Origin of the sequence: Proteus columbae (genome assembly GCF_009914335.1) — a bacterium.
Classification (GTDB): Bacteria; Pseudomonadota; Gammaproteobacteria; order Enterobacterales; family Enterobacteriaceae; genus Proteus.
In genome coordinates this window covers 3,538,942-3,558,160 of sequence record NZ_CP043925.1, presented here as the reverse complement: position 1 = coordinate 3,558,160, position 19,219 = coordinate 3,538,942, and the positions used below count along the sequence as shown (strand labels likewise).

Here is a 19,219-nt window from a genome sequence, read left to right as displayed (position 1 = left end):
CGTAAGTGGTCTGAGTGAAAACTCTCTCACCGAGTGATGAGAGAGTTATTCGTGATTAATTAGCGATACTGTTTAAGTACTGAACGTCCTAATGTCAGGATCTGCATTTCATCAGAACCCCCAGACACACGATCAACACGAAGGTCACGCCAGAAACGAGAAATACGGTGCTCGCCAGCAATACCAACACCACCAAGCACTTGCATTGCGCTATCAACCACTTCAAATGCCGCATTTGCGCAGAAGTATTTACACATTGCAGCATCACCGGAAGTGATTAAGTTGTTGTCACTCTTCCATGCAGTTTCATATAACATGTTGCGCATTGAATTGAGTTTGATCGCCATATGAGCGAATTTTTCTTGAATAAGTTGGAAACGACCGATAGCTTCACCAAATTGCACACGTTGGTTGGCATAACGAGCGGCATCTTCAAATGCACACATTGCTGTACCGTAGTTAGTGAGTGCCACTAAGAAACGTTCGTGATCGAACTCTTCTTTAACACGGTTAAATCCGTTACCTTCGCGGCCAAACATGTCTTTTTCTTCAAGCTCAACGTTATCAAACGTGATTTCACAGCAGCTATCCATACGTAAACCCAGTTTTTCCAACTTGTTTACTTTGATACCCGGCTTACTCATATCCACAAACCATTCAGTGAAGATAGGTTTATCAGGTGATGCTGCGTCACGGCTCATCACAACAACATAAGGGGTGTATGCACTACTAGTGATAAAGCATTTGCTACCATTGAGGTAAACTTTGCCATCTTTACGGGTATAAGTCGTTTGTAAGCTACCGACATCTGAACCTGCGCCCGGCTCTGTAATTGCAGAGTTCCACATCTGTTTACCCGTACCGCGGAACGCCATAATTTTATCGATTTGCTCTTGTGTGCCTTCACGCAATACGGTGTTAAAACCACCTGGTAATTGATAAAGCACGTAAGTTGGCGCACCTAAACGACCTAACTCCATCCAAATAGCCGCAACAGTGACAAAACCTGCATTTAATCCACCGTGCTCTTCAGGAATAAGCAGATTGTCGATTTCCATATCCGCTAAGGCTTTGACAAAACGCTCTGGGTATTTACTTTCGCGATCACACTCGGCGAAATAAGCTTCCCAGTTTTCACTGGCCATTAATTCGCGGACACCGTCAACAAACAGTTCCTGCTCATCATTCAATCTAAAATCCATGTTAATAACCTCTTAATGTGTCATTTTTTGCTTATAGCGGATCAGTCTTTCCAATGTACTTTGGCGTCTTTAATAAAGGACAAGGTGACCATGATATTGACGAAAAATAGTGGGCATCCTCCAGCGATAATGGCGGTTTGAATCGGTTTTAAACCACCAAGTGCTAATAGAATGATGCCGATAACACCAACCAGCACAGACCAGCCGATGCGTACTAACAAAGGTGGCTCAGAGCCTTCTTTCATAGAGCGGCAAGTGGACATTGCCAGTGTGTAAGAACAGGCGTTAATTAAGGTGACTGTGGCAATAAAGCAGAGGATAAAGAAGCCCCACATTGTCGCTGTGCTTAGTGGTAATGCTGCCCATGTTTCGATAATGGCGCGTGGAACACCGTATTGTTCAATTAGTTGTGGAATGTTGAGAATGTTTTGGTCAATCAGTTGTAAGGTGTTACCACCAAGGATTGTCCAAATTAACCAAGTTCCTGCGGTTAAACCTGAAACCATCCCTAAACATAATTCACGAACAGTACGACCTTTAGAAATACGCGCTAAGAAGATACTCATTTGGATCGCGTAGATAACCCACCAAGCCCAATAGAAGACAGTCCAGCCTTGAGGGAATCCGCCTTTACCGATAGGGTCTGTATAGAACAGCATCCGAGGCATATACATCATCAATGTACCGACAGAATCGGTGAAGTAATTGACGATAAAGCTCGCACCACCGACGATAAACACCCAACCCAACATTAAGAAGCTCAGGTAAGTACGAATATCACTGGCGATTTTCACCCCTTTTTGCAGACCGAAAGCCACGCAAATTGCGTTTAATAAGATCCAGCAAGAGATAATAATGGCGTCTAATTGCAAGGTATGAGGAATACCAAATAAGTATTGAATACATTCAGTGACTAACGGTGTTGCTAAACCAAGGCTAGTCCCCATTGCCAGAATTAACGCAACGAGATAGAAGTTATCAATAATGGTTCCGACGATCCCATTAACGTGTTTTTCACCGATTAATGGGGTTAAGGTACTACTTGGGCGGATAACCTCCATTTTGCGAACAAAGAAGAAGTAAGCGAAGGCAACAGAAAGGAAACTATAAGTTGCCCAAGGTAAAGGACCCCAGTGGAACAAACTATAAGCTAGACCAATTTCTTTTGCTTGAGTTGAGTAAGCTTCCATTCCAAAAGGAGGGCTTGAAATGTAGTAGTATATTTCAATCGAACCCCAGAAGAGGACGGCTGCGGATGTACAAGACGCAAACATCATAAAGATCCAGCTTGCGGTACTAAATTCTGGCTTATCTTCCCCAAGACGTTTATTGGCATAACGTCCAAAGACTAACCAAAACCAACCCCCGAACATAATGACCATATACCATTCGAAGGCCCAACCCCAGACATTGGTAACATAGCTGAATACGGCGTTAATCACTTCATTTGAAGCGTCAAGATCACGTACCGTTAACCAACATAAAATACCAACAATGATTAATGGTGGAAAAAAAACCTTCGGTTCTATTCCAGCCTTTTTATTATCTTTGCTCATAGGTAAATTTTCCAAATATATTTAGCGCAGAAGTTTAAGTAGTGTTAATTCCTAATATCTAATAAAGCATTTAAGTTTAATTCTATCTATTTCGTCTATTGAGTTTTCATCATAATAGAAAAATAAAGTGATTGGCTAATCCATAAATCCATTAATGATGAAGAATGATGGATATTATAAGAAATCTATTCTGTTATTCACTTCACACTATTCTTTTTGTCGATTTTATGTTACGTTTTATAACGTTTTATTTTCATTGTAACTTGTTGATAGTTATCGCTATAAGCTTGTATGTAATAGGGTTGTTATATTCTGTCTTTCAATATTGTTGATCTCGGTGGCAATATTGAACGTTAAATAACGTTATGCTTATTACCTTCAATATTGTTGATCAAAGTAGCAATATTGAAAGTTATTCACTTCAATTAAAATTAATTTCAATATTGGTGATGTATTTGGCAATATTGAAACCTATCGATTCATTATTTAATAATGTTCAATATTGGTGACCTAGGTTTAATTTTTTAAACGCTTAATTGTGTTAATTCTATATTACATTGCCAGAGTAAATGACATTATTTATTAATTTCAGGAGATGTAATGAATATTATTACATGTTACAAGAGTGTTCCCGATGAGCAGGATATTACGGTAAATAGCGCAGATAGTTCGCTGGATTTTTCTCGTGCTAACACCAAAATCAGCCAATATGATTTAAATGCGATTGAAGCCGCTAATCAGCTTAAAACTCAACTTGAGGGCATTCAAATCACGGCAATGAGTGTAGGTGGTAAATCACTGACAAATGCGAAAGCACGCAAAGACGTTCTTTCTCGTGGAGCTGACGATTTAGTGGTTGTAGTTGATGACCAATTTGAAGCCTCTCTGCCTTATCAAACAGCGGTTGCACTGGCTGCGGCTGCGGCTAAAAAAGGTTATGACTTAATTCTTTGTGGTGATGGATCTGCGGATCTAAGTTCACAACAAGTTAGCTTGCTGGTGGGTGAAATCCTAAATATTCCAGCAATAAATGGTATTAACAAAATTGTTTCTCTTTCTAATGATTCAATTACGGTCGAGCGTGAATTAGAAAATGAAATCGAAACACTGACAATTCCATTACCTGCTGTTATTGCGGTATCTACCGATATTAACACACCTCAAATTCCTTCGATGAAAGCCATTCTTGGTGCTGCCAAGAAACCTGTTCAGCAATGGAGTGTTGCCGATCTTGGTCTGGGTGCGATTACTGCGCGTTCAGAACAAAAAGTGGCTGCGCCGAAACAGAAAGTTCGTCAACGCATCATTATTGAAGGTGATGGCGATGATCAGATTGCTGAGTTGGCAGAACATTTACGTAAAATTCTTAAGTAATAGGGGGAGTTATGAGCCAGTTTTCAACTGTTTGGGTATTTAGTGATGCACTTTCCCGTTTACCAGAATTAATGGGTGGCGCTTCTTCATTAGGGCAATCTATCAATGTATTTACATTGAATGATGAGCAAAGTGTTGCTGCCTTTAAATTAGGTGCAACAGCCGTTTTCCAATTAGAAGGCAAACCTGACGATCGCATTATTGAAGACTATGCACAAAGCATGGTTGAAACCATCAAACAAAGCGGTGATGCAGGTTTAGTGCTACTGCCTAATACACGTCGCGGAAAATTAATCGCAGCACGTTTAGGTCATCGTTTAGAGGCAGTTGTTTCTAATGATGCACAATCTTTAAAAGCAGACGGTGATTCTCTTGTGACAAAACATATGGTTTACGGTGGTCTTGCCTTTGGTGATGAAACCCTGAAAACGCCTTATTGTGTTGTAACTGCAAGTGTGGGTGCTTTTGATGTTGCGCCAGAAACTGGTGTGACAGGTAATGCACAAAAAGTCGCATGGATTGCCCCTGCTCAAACCATCGTTCGCAATTCAGTTCAACCACGCGCAATCAATGCCGTTGATTTAGACAAAGCGCGTTTTGTTGTCAGCGTGGGTCGCGGTATCGGCAGTAAAGAAAATATCGCTATTGCAGAAGAACTCGCCAAAGCCATTGGTGCTGAAATCGCCTGCTCTCGTCCTGTTGCTGAAAATGAGAAGTGGATGGAACACGAGCGTTATGTCGGCATTTCCAATCTGATGCTGAAACCTGAACTCTATTTAGCTGCTGGTATTTCAGGACAAATTCAACATATGGTCGGTGCTAATGGCGCTCAAACCATTGTTGCTATTAATAAAGACAAAAATGCACCTATCTTCCAATTCGCTGACTACGGCATTGTCGGTGACTTAATGAAGGTTCTACCTGCATTAACTCGTCAATTATCTAACTGATTTATTTAAGCAGGGAAGGGAACTTCTCTGCTGTTTATCGCAAATTCTGGAGATGTTATGTCCGATTCCGAAGATATTTTCGATGCCATTATTGTTGGCGCAGGATTAGCAGGATCTGTGGCTGCACTTGTTTTGGCAAGAGAAGGCGCACAAGTATTGCTAATAGAAAGAGGTAACTACGCTGGCGGGAAAAATGTAACCGGTGGTCGTATGTATGCACATACCCTTGAGCGCATCATTCCTGAGTTTGCGCAAGAAGCGCCTGTTGAACGCGTGATCACTCATGAAAAATTGTCATTTATGACCGAAACAGGCGCAATGACGATTGATTACCAAAATGCTGAAGGAAATAACCCAAAAACGGCCTCTTGGTCTGTATTACGGGGCGAGTTTGACCAATGGCTAATGGAACAAGCCGAAAATGCGGGTGCGCAATGTATCACAGGCATTCGTGTTGATAAGTTAGTTGAGCGTGATGGCAAAATTGTTGGCGTTGAAGCCGATGGTGATGTGTTAGAAGCCAAAGCGGTGATCCTCGCGGATGGTGTGAATTCTATTCTTGCAGAACAGCTAGGAATGACAAAACGTGTTGCGGCCGAAAATGTCGCGGTAGGTGTCAAAGAGATCATCGAACTGCCTGAAAGTGTGATTAAAGATCGCTTCAACCTAAAAGATAATGAAGGTGCGGCTTGGTTATTTGCAGGCTCGCCTACTGATGGACTAATGGGTGGCGGTTTTTTATATACCAATAAAACCACGCTTTCTTTAGGTCTGGTGTGTGGGCTTCACCATATTAAAGACGCTAAAAAGTCGGTACCACAAATGCTGGAAGATTTTAAACAGCATCCAGTTGTCGCACCGCTGATTGAAGGCGGAAAAATGGTGGAATACGGTGCGCACGTTGTTCCTGAAGCTGGGTTAAGAATGCAACACGAATTAGTACGTGATGGCGTATTGATTGCGGGTGATGCAGCAGGGATGTGTATGAACCTTGGCTTCACTATTCGTGGCATGGATTTAGCGATGGCATCCGGCGAAGCTGCTGCAAAAACCGTGCTATCGGCAATGGAGAAAAATGATTTTAGCAAACAGACGCTAAATGAATATCTCAAGCATTTAGAAGATGGTCCATTACGCGATATGAAAGCCTATCAGCGTATGCCTGATTTACTTGATAACCCTCGTATGTTCACCGCTTATCCTGAAATGGTCGTTGGTATTGCCAAAGATCTCTTTACTGTTACGGGTGAAGCGCCAGTACCTATGCGTAAAACCCTAATGCGTCATACCAAAAAGGTCGGCTGGATGAACCTAATCAAAGATGGGATCAAAGGAGCAAAAGCAATATGAGTTCTCCCGTAAATGTCGATGTCAAATTAGGCATCAATAAATTTAATGTCGATGAGGAAAATCCACATATCGTCGTCAAAGAGCAACCCGATATGCAGGTGCTAGAAACCTTAGTTAAAGCCTGCCCTGCGGGTCTTTATAAAAAACAAGAAGATGGCACTATCAGTTTTGATTATGCAGGGTGCTTAGAGTGTGGAACTTGTCGAATTCTTGGTTTAGACAGTGCGCTTGAAAAATGGGAATACCCACGTGGAACTTTTGGCGTGGAATATCGTTACGGATGATGTATCGCTACTTTTCTCCCAGTGCTGTCTCCGGCCTGGGAGCTTTTCTTTTTTTTGTTTTATTTAGAAAAAATACCAGGACGCAGTCATGCAACCCAGAAACTTTGATGATATTCGTTTTACCTCAGTACATCGTCGAGTGATGTTATGGGGCAGTGGCGGCCCTTTTCTTGATGGCTATGTATTAGTGATTATCGGTGTAGCGTTAGAGCAACTCACACCGTTATTACAGCTTGATACACGATGGATTGGTCTGCTTGGTGCAGCGACATTAGCAGGGCTTTTTATTGGTACATCACTCTTTGGTTATATTTGTGACAAAGTGGGTCGTCGCAAAATGTTCCTTGTGGATATTGTGGCTATTGCTATTATTTCTATCGCGACAATGTTTGTTTCAACCCCAGTAGGTCTGTTGGTGATGCGGTTCCTGATTGGTATTGTGATTGGTGCCGATTATCCTATTGCGACCTCGATGATTACTGAGTTTTCCAATAAAAAACAACGCGCTTTTGCTGTCGGTTTTATTGCTGCCATGTGGTATATCGGGGCGACGTGCGCCAATTTGGTCGGTTATCTTTTATATGATATTGAAGATGGTTGGCGTTGGATGCTTGGTAGTGCCTTTATTCCTTGCGTTATTATTTTAATTGGTCGTTTTGATTTACCCGAATCTCCGCTTTGGTTAATACGCAAAGGGCGTATTAAAGAGTGTAATGAGATGATGATCAAGCTCTTTGGTGAGCCTGTGGTTTTTGAAGCGGAAGATGCGAAAACAACGCGTTTTATTGAGTTATTTAATAAACGTCACTTTTCTTTTGTTCTGTTTGTTGCGGTGATTTGGACTTGCCAAGTGATCCCGATGTTTGCCATCTATACCTTTGGACCCCAAATTGTCGGTTTATTAGGATGGGATACAGGAAGGAGTGCGGCGCTGGGTAATGTAGTCATTAGTCTATTCTTTATGTTTGGTTGTATTCCCGCCATGTTCTGGTTAAACCAAACAGGGCGACGTCCGTTATTAATTGGTAGTTTTGCCATGATGACGTTAGCATTATTAGTGCTCGGCGTTTTCCCTGATTTACCCATCTTATTTGTTATCTTAGCGTTTGCCACGTATGCATTCTTCTCTGGAGGGCCGGGTATTTTACAGTGGCTTTATCCTAACGAACTTTTCCCAACAGACATTCGCGCTTCCGCAGTGGGTGTGATTATGTCGATAAGCCGTATTGGCACCGTGATTTCAACCTGCGCGCTCCCTGCATTTATTGCCACTTATGGCATTAACACCACGATGTTAGTCGGTGCTGGGATTTCACTGTTTGGGATGATAGTGTCAGTGCTGTTTGCACCAGAAACCAAAGGATTAACGCTTAATCAGACTTCAACTATGCCGATGCGTCGGGGTAAATAACACACTTAATTGGTAAACAATAAATTTAATTGTTTAAATTAATTTTCATGTAGAGGCTGTAAAATTCAATCGTTATTATTTTTATATTATTTTAATTTAAATTATCACATCAATGTTTATTGATAAGATTTTTTTATATCTTAAAGTGAGCTGAGGCTATTTATATTAAAAAGAGAGTGATTCTATTTTTCTTATTTAAATAAAGTCACTCTCTTTTTTATTATTTAAAAATAACACCTTTATAACGCTTCGGTTCCAAATCTATTTCATTGTTATTAATTTATCTTCAATTGGTAAATATATTTAACCCACCGAATCTAGACACCAATCACAAATCTCTCTCAGACTATTCAAATGACGAAAAACAGTTCGTTATTTACCAAGAATGAATAATTCCCCCTACCCAGAATAAGGTCATTACAGACGTAAACACCAGCAAAGAAGCGGTTGAGTAGGTATTTATGACCTTATTAGAAACGACAGTTAAAGAATGTCTAAACAGTGTAGTGAAGCAATATTCTTCACAAATAGCCTTGATTGAGAATCAAAGTAAAAAAACACTAACTTGGCAACAATTACAACAAGAAGTGGATCAAGTCGCCCGTGGTTTTTTATCTATTGGTTTAAAAAAGGGGGATCGTTTAGGTATTTGGTCTGCTAATAGTGTGGAATGGATAATCTGTTTTCTTGCCGCCGCTCAAATTGGTGTACCCGTCGTTTGTATTAACTTTCATTTTAAAAAAAGAGAGTTATTAGATTTATGTCGATTAACAGGAATTAAAGCACTCTGTTTTTCTGATGGTTTTAAAAGCAATCATTTTATTGAGGTTATTAATTGTCTTTCTAAAAAAGCATCCGAAAATAAAGATGTATTACCTCAATTATTTATTAGCATGGGAAATGAACATGCAGAAAAAAGTGTCTCTTTATCTCAATTAAAAGAAAAAGCAATACACGTATCCGCTGCTGTTTATCAGCATGCTGTTGAACAAGTTAGTGTAAAAGATTTGCTGACTATTCAAATGACCTCTGGCAGTACAGCAATGCCTAAAGGTGTCATGTTAAGCCAATATAATGTCATCAATAACGCCATGTTATCAGCACAGCGCTTAGGTGTGACTCATGACGATGTAATTTGTCTTGCGGTTCCTCTGTTCCACTGCTTTGGACTCTCTTCCTGCCTCTTTTTTGCATTAACAACAGGATGCCAATTAGTTCTGTTAGATAACTACTGTGCTGAAGATGTTTTAAAAGTCGTTCAAGACTATCGTTGCACTATTATGCATGGCGTACCGACAATTTTTAGTCGCTTAATGAAGCATGAGCAATTTTCTCACTATGATTTATCTAGTCTTGATAAAGGTATTATTGCAGGAGCGAGTTTTCCTCCTGCGTTAATCGATGACATCGAAAATATCCTCGGCATGAAAGGCATCACCGTCTCTTATGGTCAAACAGAAGCCTCACCTTGTTGTACCCAAACATTACCTAACGATCCTTTAACAATAAAACGTGGATCTATTGGTAAGCCATTACCTTTTGTTGAAATGAAAATTATCAATCCGAAAACAGGTAAATCTGTGCCAGTAGGTATTTTAGGTGAAATTTGTACGCGTGGCTTCCATGTGATGATGGGCTATGACAATGCCCCTGATAAAACCAAAGAAGCGTTAGACGAAGAGGGTTGGTTACACACGGGTGATATCGGCTGTATCGATGAACAAGGAAATTATCACTACGCCTATCGCATGAAAGAGATTGTGGTGCGCGGTGGTGAAAATATCAGCCTTTGTGAAATAGAAGAAGCTATTGCTGAATATGCTGGTGTTGATGCGACAAAAGCATTTGGCATTCCGTCTGCTGATTTAGGTGAAGAAGTGATTGCCACCATTTGTGTGCAAAAAGGCCACAGCATTGGTGAAAGTGAATTACGTGAATTTCTACAAGAGCGACTGGCTCGCTACAAAATCCCCAAAGAACTCCATTTCTTTACAGAATTTCCTCATACCCCTTGCGGAAAAATTGATGTGCAAGCGCTGAAATTGCAACTGGGTTATAGCGTTTCAATCAAGGATGAAAAAAACAAAGTAGCGAGTTAAGTGACAACGGATTTATCCACATTCTGACAACAGCAGTATGAAGTCTAAAAATAATTAGGAGAAGAAATGACAAGTCATAAAGCACTGGAAGGTGTCACCGTAGTTGAGTTGGCGACCTTTATCGCGGTACCGGCAGCAGGTCGTATTTTAGCTGATATGGGTGCGAATGTAATCAAAATCGAATCTCCAAGTGGTGATAACTTACGCTATACAGCACCAACAGAAGGCCGCCCATTAGATCAACATGAAAACACCAGTTTTGATTTAGAAAACGCCAATAAACGTGGGATTGTGTTAAATACGAAAACAGAAGCAGGGAAAAAAATCCTGTTTGAACTGTTAGAAAAAGCAGACATTTTCTTAACTAACTGGCGCCCTGGAGCAAGAGAGCGTGCGGGTTTAGATTATGAAACGTTAAAACAACGCTTTCCAAAATTAGTTTACGCCAGTGTGACGGGTTATGGCGATGAAGGTCCAGATAAAGACTTACCAGGATTTGACTACACAGCATTCTTTGCGCGTGGCGGTATTTTAGGCTCTCTGTACCAAAAAGGCACAGTACCTATGAATGTGATCCCTGGTCTAGGCGATCACCAGTGCGCATTAGGCTTGGTTTCAGGTGTGTTAGCTGCTTATATTCGTGCTCAAAATATCGGTCAAGGTGAGTATGTTTCAACTAACTTGTTGCATACCTCTATTTACACTCAAGCCATCATGATCCAAGCGGCACAATACCCAGATTATGGTCAGCCTTATCCTATCGATCGCCGCAATACCACCAGCCCATTTATTTTGGCTTATAAAACGAAAGATGATCGTTTTATCCAAGTCTGCATGCCTGTTTACGATGCTTATTACCCAACCTTTATTTCCTGTATTGGTCGCCCAGATTTAGCAGAAGACGCCCGTTATACCCGTTTACAAGAAGTGGCGAAAAATAATCGCTCTCCAGAATTATATGACCTGATTTGGCAGCAAGTTGAGCAAAAAACAGCGTCAGAGTGGGCAGATATTTTCACCAAAAACGATATCCCATTCAGCATTGCACAAACTTGGGAAGAAGTGTTGGAAGATAAACAAGCTTGGGCAATCAACACCTTCTACAACATGAAATATAAAAATGGCAGTGAAAAAGCCTTAGTTCGTCCACCGATTGATTTCTTAGAAAGTGGTTTACCTGAATATCGCCGTGGCCCTTTGTTAGGTGAAGACACACCGTCTGTATTAGCTGAATTAGGGTATAGCGCTGAAGAGATAGCAAACCTTGAAGCCAATAAAGACGTGATGACGTGGAAAGAATAATCCACTTACTTTTTTAATTTTCAGGAGAGCAAAGGCATGCAACAAGACATTTTCACAATGGGCGTTGATATCGGATCGTCAGCCTCGAAATGCATCATCATGAAAAATGGTGACGCGATTGTCGCGAAATCATTGGCATCTGTTGGCGCTGGTACATCTGGGCCTGAAAAAGCGATCAATGAAGTATTGCGTCAATTTGGCGGCGATCTCAGTCAGATCAGCTGGATCTGCGCAACAGGTTATGGACGTAACTCTTTGAAAGAAGCCAACAAAGAAGTGAGTGAACTTAGCTGCCATGCGAAAGGTGCGCACTTTCTTTTTCCGGGTGTGAAAACAGTGATTGATATCGGCGGTCAAGACGTTAAAGCACTTCATATGGATGGTGCAGGCCGTTTATTGAACTTTGTGATGAATGACAAGTGCGCTGCGGGTACAGGACGCTTTTTAGATGTGATGTCGCGAGTATTAGAAACCAAGATTTCCGATCTCGCTCAAGAGGGCGCTAAGTCCACGAAGAAAGTCACGATTAGCTCCACCTGTACCGTGTTCTCTGAATCGGAAGTTATTTCTCATCTCGCGAATAACGAAACAATACCCGACGTCATTAATGGTATTCACCGCTCTGTGGCTAGCCGTATTGCAGGTCTTGCAAAACGAGTCGGTGTTGAAGCTCCTGTTGTCATGACAGGCGGTGTTGCCAGTAATTTTGAAGTTGTTCGTTATGTTAGCGAAGAGCTGAACGCTCCTATCGCCACCTCACCATTATCACAATACAACGGGGCGATAGGTGCCGCCATTTATGCCTTTGAAGCGTGCCGCCATCAACTGGAAGACGATGCGTTAACAATAGGAACATCAAAATGAGCAATGTAGATATGAATGCGCCGGATTATATTCCTGCGAAAAAAAGACTGCAAAAAATTGCCGCTGATGCTTATCAGCGTGCGTGGGATGCCAAAAACAGCGGTGAAAAAATAGGGTGGTGCGCTTCAAACTTCCCTCAAGAAATCGCTGAAACACTGGGTTTATGTGTGGTTTATCCTGAAAATCAAGCCGCTGCGATTGCCGCAAAAGGTGCGGGTTTAAAAATGTGTGAGCACGCAGAAAGCATGGGTTATTCCAATGATATCTGTGCTTATGCACGCATTAGCCTCTCTTACATGGATATTAAGCAGTGTGAAGAGATGGATATGCCACAGCCTGACTTCTTGCTGTGCTGTAACAACATCTGTAACTGCATGATCAAATGGTATGAAAATATCGCTTATGAGCTGAATATCCCGATGATCCTTATCGATATTCCTTATAAAAATGACTATGACACCGATGATGTAACGGTGAAATATGTTCAAGCGCAATTTGATGATGCCATCAAACAACTCGAAAAAGTCACAGGCAAAGTATTCTCAGAAGAGAAATTTAAAGAAGTCTGTGAAATTTCGCAACGTACAGGACGTGCATGGTTAAAAGCGGCGGAATATTGCCAATATGAACCTTCGCCAATGAATGGTTTTGATCTCTTTAATCACATGGCTGTTGCTGTTTGTGCTCGCGGTAAATTAGAAGCCGCACTGGCTTTTGAGCAACTGTGTGAAGAGATGGAACAAAATATCAAAGAGAAAAAATCGACTTACCGCGGTGAAGAAAAATACCGTGTTCTCTTTGAAGGTATTGCCTGCTGGCCTTACTTGCGTGCCACATCTACTCCGTTAAAAGAGCAAGGTATCAACGTAACTGCCACTGTTTACGCTACTGCATTTGGTGTGATTTATCAAAACAGTGACGAAATGATGCGTGCTTACTCCTACGTTCCTAACTGTGTCTCTGTTGAGCGTGCTGCTGATATGCGTATTAACGTGAGCCGTCAGAATAAAGTTGATGGTGCGATTATTCACGTTAACCGTAGTTGCAAGCTCTGGAGTGGCATTATGCCTGAAATTGAGCGCCGTATTCGTCATGAACTTAAGATCCCAACAGTGACTTTTGATGGCGACCAAGCTGATCCTCGTGTTTTCTCTGAAGCGCAGTATGTCACCCGTGTTGAAGCATTGACTGAAATTATGGCTGCTAACAAAGCAGAAATGAAAAAGGGAGACATCTAATGAAAACATTAACGGAGTTGTTTGATGAGTTACAAGCCGTGGTGGATAACCCTGTTGCTCAATTAGATGGGTTTATTCGTAGTGGTAAAAAGGTTGTTGGCTGTTTTCCTGAATATACGCCGAATGAAATTGTCTATGCCGCAGGTATGGTGCCTTTTGGTATTTGGGGAGCAGAAGGCCGTGAGATCTCAGAAGCGAAGAAATATTTTCCTCCTTTCTATTGTGCGTTAGTGCTTTCTTCTCTTGAGATGGGATTAGATGGGGCATTAAATAAATTGTCTGCTGCCTTAATTCCTTCTCTTTGTGACACCTTAAAATGCTTAGGGCAAAACTGGAAATCTGGTGTACCACAAGTTCCTTTCATTCAATTGGTTCATCCACAGAACCGTAAAACGCCAGCAGGTATTGCATTCTTAACTGAACAATATAAGAAAATTGCACTGCAATTAGGGGAGATTTCAGGTCAAGCGGTGACAGACGATGCACTGAAAAATGCCATCCATCTATTTAATCAGCGCCGTCGCGCATTACGCGAGTTTTCAGATATCGCGGCACTTCATCCAAACTTGGTCACACCACAACGTCGTAATACTGTGATCAAAAGTGGTTATTTTATGGATGTCGTTGAGCATACAAAAGCCGTTGAAACCATTGTTGCACAATGCAAAACCTTGTCTCCAGAACCTTGGAAAGGACACAAGATTATTGTAACAGGCATTATTGCGGATAGCCCTTCTATTCTACAAATTTTGGCTGACAACAAAATGGCGATTGTAGCGGATGAAGTCGCGCATGAGTCTCGTCAATTTCGCCAAGATATTCCTGAAAACAAAGCACCTTATGAAGCAATGGCTGAGCAAATCGCTCATCTTGATGGGTGTTCACTTTTGTATGATCCAGAGAAAAAACGCGGTCGTTTAATTGCCGATATGGTGAAAAATACAGGCGCTGATGGTGTTGTCTATTTACTGACGAAGTTCTGTGATCCTGAAGAATTTGATGCCCCTATCGTGAAGAAATTCCTCGATAGAGAAGGCATTCCTTCCATCATTATCGAAATTGATCAGCAAACCAAAACATATGAACAGGCAAGAACGGCACTGCAAACTTTTGCAGATGTGCTTTCTGCTTAACAACGTTAATTAATAGTCACAAAAGACCTGCGTGATTTACGCAGGTCAATTGAACCCTAACACATATAAGTGGGGCAATCATGGGTATTATTTGTTTAATCATCGGGCTAGCGATATTAATGATTATGTGTATGAAAGGCATACATATTTTTATTTCTGTCTTTACCACCAGCCTATTTCTTGCTGTGACTGCATGGCTTGTATCACCAGATATGCTTAATCCTGTCGATGCACTATTACAAGTGTATACCGGCGGATTAGGTGGCTATTTTGGCAGCTTCTTCTTCATTTTCGTACTAGGTGCGATTTTTGGCAAATTAACCGCTATCAGTGGCGCTGCTGATAGTGTTGCCTCTTTTATTATTGGTAAATTTGGTGAAAGAGCCGTTATTCCATCATTAGTGGCGGCTTGTGCCATTTTAGCCTACGGCGGTGTGTCAGTGTTTGTTGCACTGTTTACCGTCTATTCAATGATGGTGAGTTTATTCCGTAAAGCGAATCTTCCTCGCAGACTTATTCCGGCTGTCTATTTTGCAGGTGCGGGTACGTTTGTGATGATCATGCCGGGATCGCCTCAGATCCAAAACCTTATCCCAATGAAATTTCTAGGCACGTCAGCAACTGCGGGTTTAGTACCAGGTATGTTGACAGCATTGTTCCAAGTCACCTTAGTGATTATTTATCTCACTTGGCTCTTTAAGCGCGTAAAAGCGAAAGGTGAAGGTTGGGTTGAAGATGAAAAAACGGCGAAAGCAGAAGAGGGTAAAAAAGATCGCCAATTACCGAATGTGCTCGTTGCATTACTGCCGATGCTTATTCTGCTTGTCGTGCTGAATATCCTGAAATGGGATCCCGCTATTGCACTGTTCTGCGCCATTATTGCTGCCTTGATTGTGTACTTACGCTATCTAGATTGGAAAAAACTCATACCTAATTTAGCCGCAGGAACGATGGAAGGGGTGACCTCCCTCTTTAACACGGCGGTTATTGTTGGATTTGGTGCGTTAGTCATGACGTTACCAGCCTTCAAAGAATCATTCCAAGCGATTGCTCAATCGGGTCTTAATCCACTCGTTGTGACTGCAATTTCAGTCGGTGCGCTAGTGTTTATCAGTGGTTCAGGCTCTGGTGCGTTAAGTATCGCCATGCCAATGATTGCCGCGATGTTCCCTGCAACCGTGGTTGATCAAGGTTCATTACACCGTGTTGCCACAATGGCATCTATGAGTACAACACCGCCATTTAACGGATTGATTATTACTGTCTTTAGCGTCTGTGGTGTCAGCCATAAAGAGGGCTATGGGCCAGTGGGGACATTAACCCTCGCTATCCCACTGTTAGCCATGATGTTTATGTTGCTGCTGTACACCTTTTTACCTGCATCAATAGCAACGATGTAGGCACAACGTTAACCCATTAATGCGTGCGATAAGACGACAAACGCGAAATCGCACGCCATAGAGATAACCATCAATATTCTCAGAGGAAGATAAACATGGATTTTCAGCTAACAGAAGAACAAGTCCTGATCCGCGATATGGTCAGAGAGTTCGTTGAAAACGACATTAAACCAATTGCGGGTGCTATTGATAAAGAACATCGCTTTCCTAGTGAGAGTGTTGCACCGATGGCTGAATTGGGACTCTTTGGTTTCAACATTGATGAAGCTTATGGTGGTACAGAAGCAGATGCTATTAGCTATGTATTAGCCACAGAAGAGATGGCTAAAGTGAGCGCCTCTCACGCTATGATCATGGGATCACAATGTTCTTTAACAGGGCCAATCATTCAAAAATATGCTGATGAAGAGACTAAAGCACGCATTTTACCAGGTGTGGTTTCTGGCGAAAAATTAGGGTGCTTCTGTTTGTCAGAGCCTAGTGCGGGCTGTGATGCTGCGGCTCAAGAAACAACAGCCGTTCGTCAAGGCGATAACTATGTGATTAATGGCTCTAAATTGTGGATCACTGCGGCGCCTCAAGGTGCTTTCTTTATCGTGTTTGCCATGACCGATAAAAGTAAGGGTGTAAAAGGGATCACTGCATTCTTAGTTGAGCGTGATAACCCAGGTATTAGCATTGGTTTACCTGAAGACAAAATGGGTATGAACGGCTCTGAAACCTGCTCTGTGAGCTTCAGTGATTGTGTTGTTTCAGCCAGCGCTATGTTAGGCGAAGAAGGCAAAGGCTTTAATATCGCGATGGAAACCTTAGATGGCGGGCGTTTAAGTTGCTCTGCATTGGCATTAGGGATCGCACAAAGCGCTTTAGATGCCACTATTGCTTACACCAAAGAACGTATTCAATTTGGTAAACCCATTGCTGCTAATCAAGGTATTCAATGGGTATTAGTGGATATGGCAACGCGTGTTGATTGCGCACGTATGCTAGTTTATCGTGCCGCTGCCGCCAAAATGGCGGGTCTTCCTTACACTCGTGAATCAGCTCAAGCCAAACTTTATGCAGCAGAAGCTGCCACTTATGTAACTCAAAAAGCCGTTCAATTACATGGCGGTATGGGTTACACCAAATCCTATCCTGTTGAACGTTTGATGCGTGAAGCAAAACTTACTGAGATTTTTGAAGGCACAAGTGAAGTGCAACGTATGGTCATCGCTAAGCATATTTTAGCGTAATGAGATTTGAGCTTATTAATTTGTTGCATTGTGCAAAACGGAGAATGTGAATTATGAAACTTATTGCCTGCTGTAAGGTTGTTCATGACGAACAAGACATCACAACACGGCCTGATCGTACACTCGCAACCGATAATGCGGGTTTAAAAATTAGTTTGTATGACTTGAATGCAATTGAAACCGCAGTAGAAATAGCCTCTGCCCTTGGTGATAGTACTGTAACTGCATTAAGTGTGGGGACAAGTGCCATGGTTGAAAACGCGAAAATTAAAAAAGATATTTTATCGCGTGGCCCTGATGCATTAACACTGGTTGCTGATGATGCATGTAGCGCGCTTTATTCAACAGATACTGCCAATATTATTGCGCAAGCAGCAAAAAAAGTGGGTTTTGACTTGCTCATTTTCGGTGAAGGTTCGGGTGATTTATACGCTCAACAAACGGGTTTAGCCGTTGGTGAATATTTAGGTTTACCTTGTGTGAACGCTGTAAACAAAATCACCGTTGAAGGCGACAAAATCATTGTTGAACGTGATTTAGAAAATATCACTGAAGAACTTGAACTGACATTACCTGCCATTGTGTGTGTCACTTCAAGTATTAACACACCAAAACTCCCTTCAATGAAAGCCATTTTAGCGGCGAATAAAAAATCAGTTGAAAAGCTAGGGTTAGGCGATATCGGTGTTGATATTTCTTCTCTGACTGTTGTGCAAACACAAGTTTGTGCGCCAGAGCAATCTGATCGCCTTGGTATTATTTTAGAAGGTGATTCAGATGAAAATATTGCCACTTTTGCTGAACATTTACGCCAAGCGGTTAATCAATAAGGAGATTAAAAATGGCTAGTTTACTACCTACTACCTTTGTTTATGCCGAAAAAGCGGATGATTTAGCAAAGCTGATTGCGTTTGCTCGTGGTCTTGGTGAAAAGGTCAATGTGCTGTTTATTGGTGATGATGAAAGTACGCGTGAATGTGTCAACTTAGGCGCTGATTGTGTGTACTGTTTTGCACCTCAAGAGGGAGTGATCGCTGAAGATTATGCGGCCTCTTTTGCAGCAATTATTAAAGAAGCGGGGGCGAATGCATTGGTTCTACTTGCTTCATCAAAACGTGCAAAAGCGATTGCGGCTCGTCTTGGCGTAACTTTAAACGCCGGTGTTGTCAGTGATGCATTAAGTCTTGCTATTGAAAACAATACGGTGATTGCGACACACCAAGTCTATGGTGGTTTAGCGCATGCTAAAGCAGAAATTCGTTCACCTTATGCTATTGCTACCGTGGGCAGTGCATTAGATGTGGAAGCCATCAAAGACGCACCCAATGCACAAGTGGTGCAAAGTGCCTTTATCGCCCCTGCACATACATTAAAAGTATTGGCTCGTAAGCCAAAACAAGGCAGTACCGTTGATTTAGGTAAAGCGCATTGTGTTGTTGGTGTCGGACGCGGTTTTGCTAAGGCGGATGATATTGCACTCGCGGCGGCATTAGCGAAAGCCCTTCAAGGCGAAGTGGGTTGTTCACGTCCAATTGCTGAAGGTGAAGGCTGGATGGAACACGACCGCTACATTGGTGTTTCAGGTGTGACCTTAGGTGCGGATGTTTATGTTGCTGTCGGTATTTCAGGGCAAATTCAGCATATGGTAGGTGTGGATAGAGCAAAAGTCATTGTTGCTATCAACAAAGATAAAAATGCCCCAATTTTCAATATGGTGGATTACGGTATTGTTGGTGACCTCTACAAAGTGTTACCTGCATTAACCGCGAAGCTTGGCGGCTAATCACCGTAGGTCGCTTAGTGATAATTTGCTAAGCGACC

The 19,219-nt window shown here is 41.9% G+C and carries 16 protein-coding genes; 14 read left to right on the top strand and 2 right to left on the bottom strand.

Annotated features, from left to right (window positions below):
- Positions 1 to 59: 59 nt before the first annotated feature.
- Both caiA and caiT read right to left on the bottom strand, forming a co-directional pair.
- Complete coding sequence (gene caiA, locus F1325_RS16625; protein ID WP_099074590.1) at positions 60 to 1,202, bottom strand: crotonobetainyl-CoA dehydrogenase; 1,143 nt, start codon at positions 1,200 to 1,202, stop codon at positions 60 to 62.
- 41 nt (positions 1,203 to 1,243) lie between these two features.
- Entirely contained in the window at positions 1,244 to 2,758 is a 1,515-nt protein-coding gene (gene caiT, locus F1325_RS16620; RefSeq protein WP_088494513.1) for an L-carnitine/gamma-butyrobetaine antiporter, read from the bottom strand.
- 600 nt (positions 2,759 to 3,358) lie between these two features.
- On the opposite strand from caiT, the gene fixA (F1325_RS16615) reads away from it, so the two are divergent.
- The 14 genes from fixA (F1325_RS16615) (at position 3,359) to F1325_RS16550 (ending at position 19,181) form a co-directional block, all read left to right on the top strand.
- Positions 3,359 to 4,132 carry a putative electron transfer flavoprotein FixA gene (fixA, locus tag F1325_RS16615; protein ID WP_109373290.1) on the top strand — a complete coding sequence of 258 codons (774 nt, stop codon included), beginning with the start codon at positions 3,359 to 3,361 and terminating at the stop codon, positions 4,130 to 4,132.
- Between the two features lie 11 nt (positions 4,133 to 4,143).
- Entirely contained in the window at positions 4,144 to 5,082 is a 939-nt protein-coding gene (locus tag F1325_RS16610) for an FAD-binding protein (RefSeq protein WP_160230729.1), read from the top strand.
- A 57-nt stretch (positions 5,083 to 5,139) separates the two neighbouring features.
- Complete coding sequence (gene fixC, locus F1325_RS16605; protein ID WP_160230728.1) at positions 5,140 to 6,432, top strand: FAD-dependent oxidoreductase FixC; 1,293 nt, start codon at positions 5,140 to 5,142, stop codon at positions 6,430 to 6,432.
- The gene (fixX, locus tag F1325_RS16600) at positions 6,429 to 6,716 is read left to right on the top strand and encodes a ferredoxin-like protein FixX (protein ID WP_023582978.1); all 288 of its coding nucleotides are present in this window, start codon (positions 6,429 to 6,431) and stop codon (positions 6,714 to 6,716) included. Before fixC ends, fixX begins: the two co-directional genes overlap by 4 nt.
- An 88-nt stretch (positions 6,717 to 6,804) precedes the next feature.
- Positions 6,805 to 8,127, top strand: a complete 1,323-nt coding sequence (locus F1325_RS16595; RefSeq protein WP_109373293.1) for an MFS transporter — start codon at positions 6,805 to 6,807, stop codon at positions 8,125 to 8,127.
- A gap of 461 nt (positions 8,128 to 8,588) precedes the next feature.
- The gene (locus F1325_RS16590) at positions 8,589 to 10,226 is read left to right on the top strand and encodes an AMP-binding protein (RefSeq protein WP_109373294.1); all 1,638 of its coding nucleotides are present in this window, start codon (positions 8,589 to 8,591) and stop codon (positions 10,224 to 10,226) included.
- Between the two features lie 66 nt (positions 10,227 to 10,292).
- Positions 10,293 to 11,528, top strand: coding sequence for a CaiB/BaiF CoA transferase family protein (locus tag F1325_RS16585; protein WP_098941845.1), 1,236 nt, complete (start codon positions 10,293 to 10,295; stop codon positions 11,526 to 11,528).
- A 36-nt stretch (positions 11,529 to 11,564) separates the two neighbouring features.
- Complete coding sequence (locus tag F1325_RS16580; RefSeq protein WP_109373295.1) at positions 11,565 to 12,392, top strand: acyl-CoA dehydratase activase; 828 nt, start codon at positions 11,565 to 11,567, stop codon at positions 12,390 to 12,392.
- Positions 12,389 to 13,630, top strand: coding sequence for a 2-hydroxyacyl-CoA dehydratase subunit D (locus F1325_RS16575; RefSeq protein ID WP_069369783.1), 1,242 nt, complete (start codon positions 12,389 to 12,391; stop codon positions 13,628 to 13,630). Before F1325_RS16580 ends, F1325_RS16575 begins: the two co-directional genes overlap by 4 nt.
- Entirely contained in the window at positions 13,630 to 14,763 is a 1,134-nt protein-coding gene (locus F1325_RS16570; RefSeq protein WP_160230727.1) for a 2-hydroxyacyl-CoA dehydratase subunit D, read from the top strand. The genes F1325_RS16575 and F1325_RS16570 overlap by 1 nt, the downstream gene beginning before the upstream one ends.
- An 80-nt stretch (positions 14,764 to 14,843) precedes the next feature.
- On the top strand, positions 14,844 to 16,163 hold the full coding sequence (locus F1325_RS16565; RefSeq protein WP_109373297.1) for a GntP family permease: 1,320 nt from the start codon (positions 14,844 to 14,846) through the stop codon (positions 16,161 to 16,163).
- Positions 16,164 to 16,258: 95 nt separating this feature from the next.
- Positions 16,259 to 17,398: an acyl-CoA dehydrogenase family protein gene (locus F1325_RS16560; RefSeq protein WP_088494521.1), complete on the top strand. Its 1,140-nt coding sequence runs from the start codon at positions 16,259 to 16,261 to the stop codon at positions 17,396 to 17,398.
- Between the two features lie 53 nt (positions 17,399 to 17,451).
- Complete coding sequence (gene fixA / locus F1325_RS16555; RefSeq protein ID WP_160230726.1) at positions 17,452 to 18,228, top strand: putative electron transfer flavoprotein FixA; 777 nt, start codon at positions 17,452 to 17,454, stop codon at positions 18,226 to 18,228.
- Positions 18,229 to 18,239: 11 nt separating this feature from the next.
- Complete coding sequence (locus F1325_RS16550) at positions 18,240 to 19,181, top strand: FAD-binding protein (protein WP_160230725.1); 942 nt, start codon at positions 18,240 to 18,242, stop codon at positions 19,179 to 19,181.
- The last annotated feature ends 38 nt before the right edge of the window (positions 19,182 to 19,219 follow it).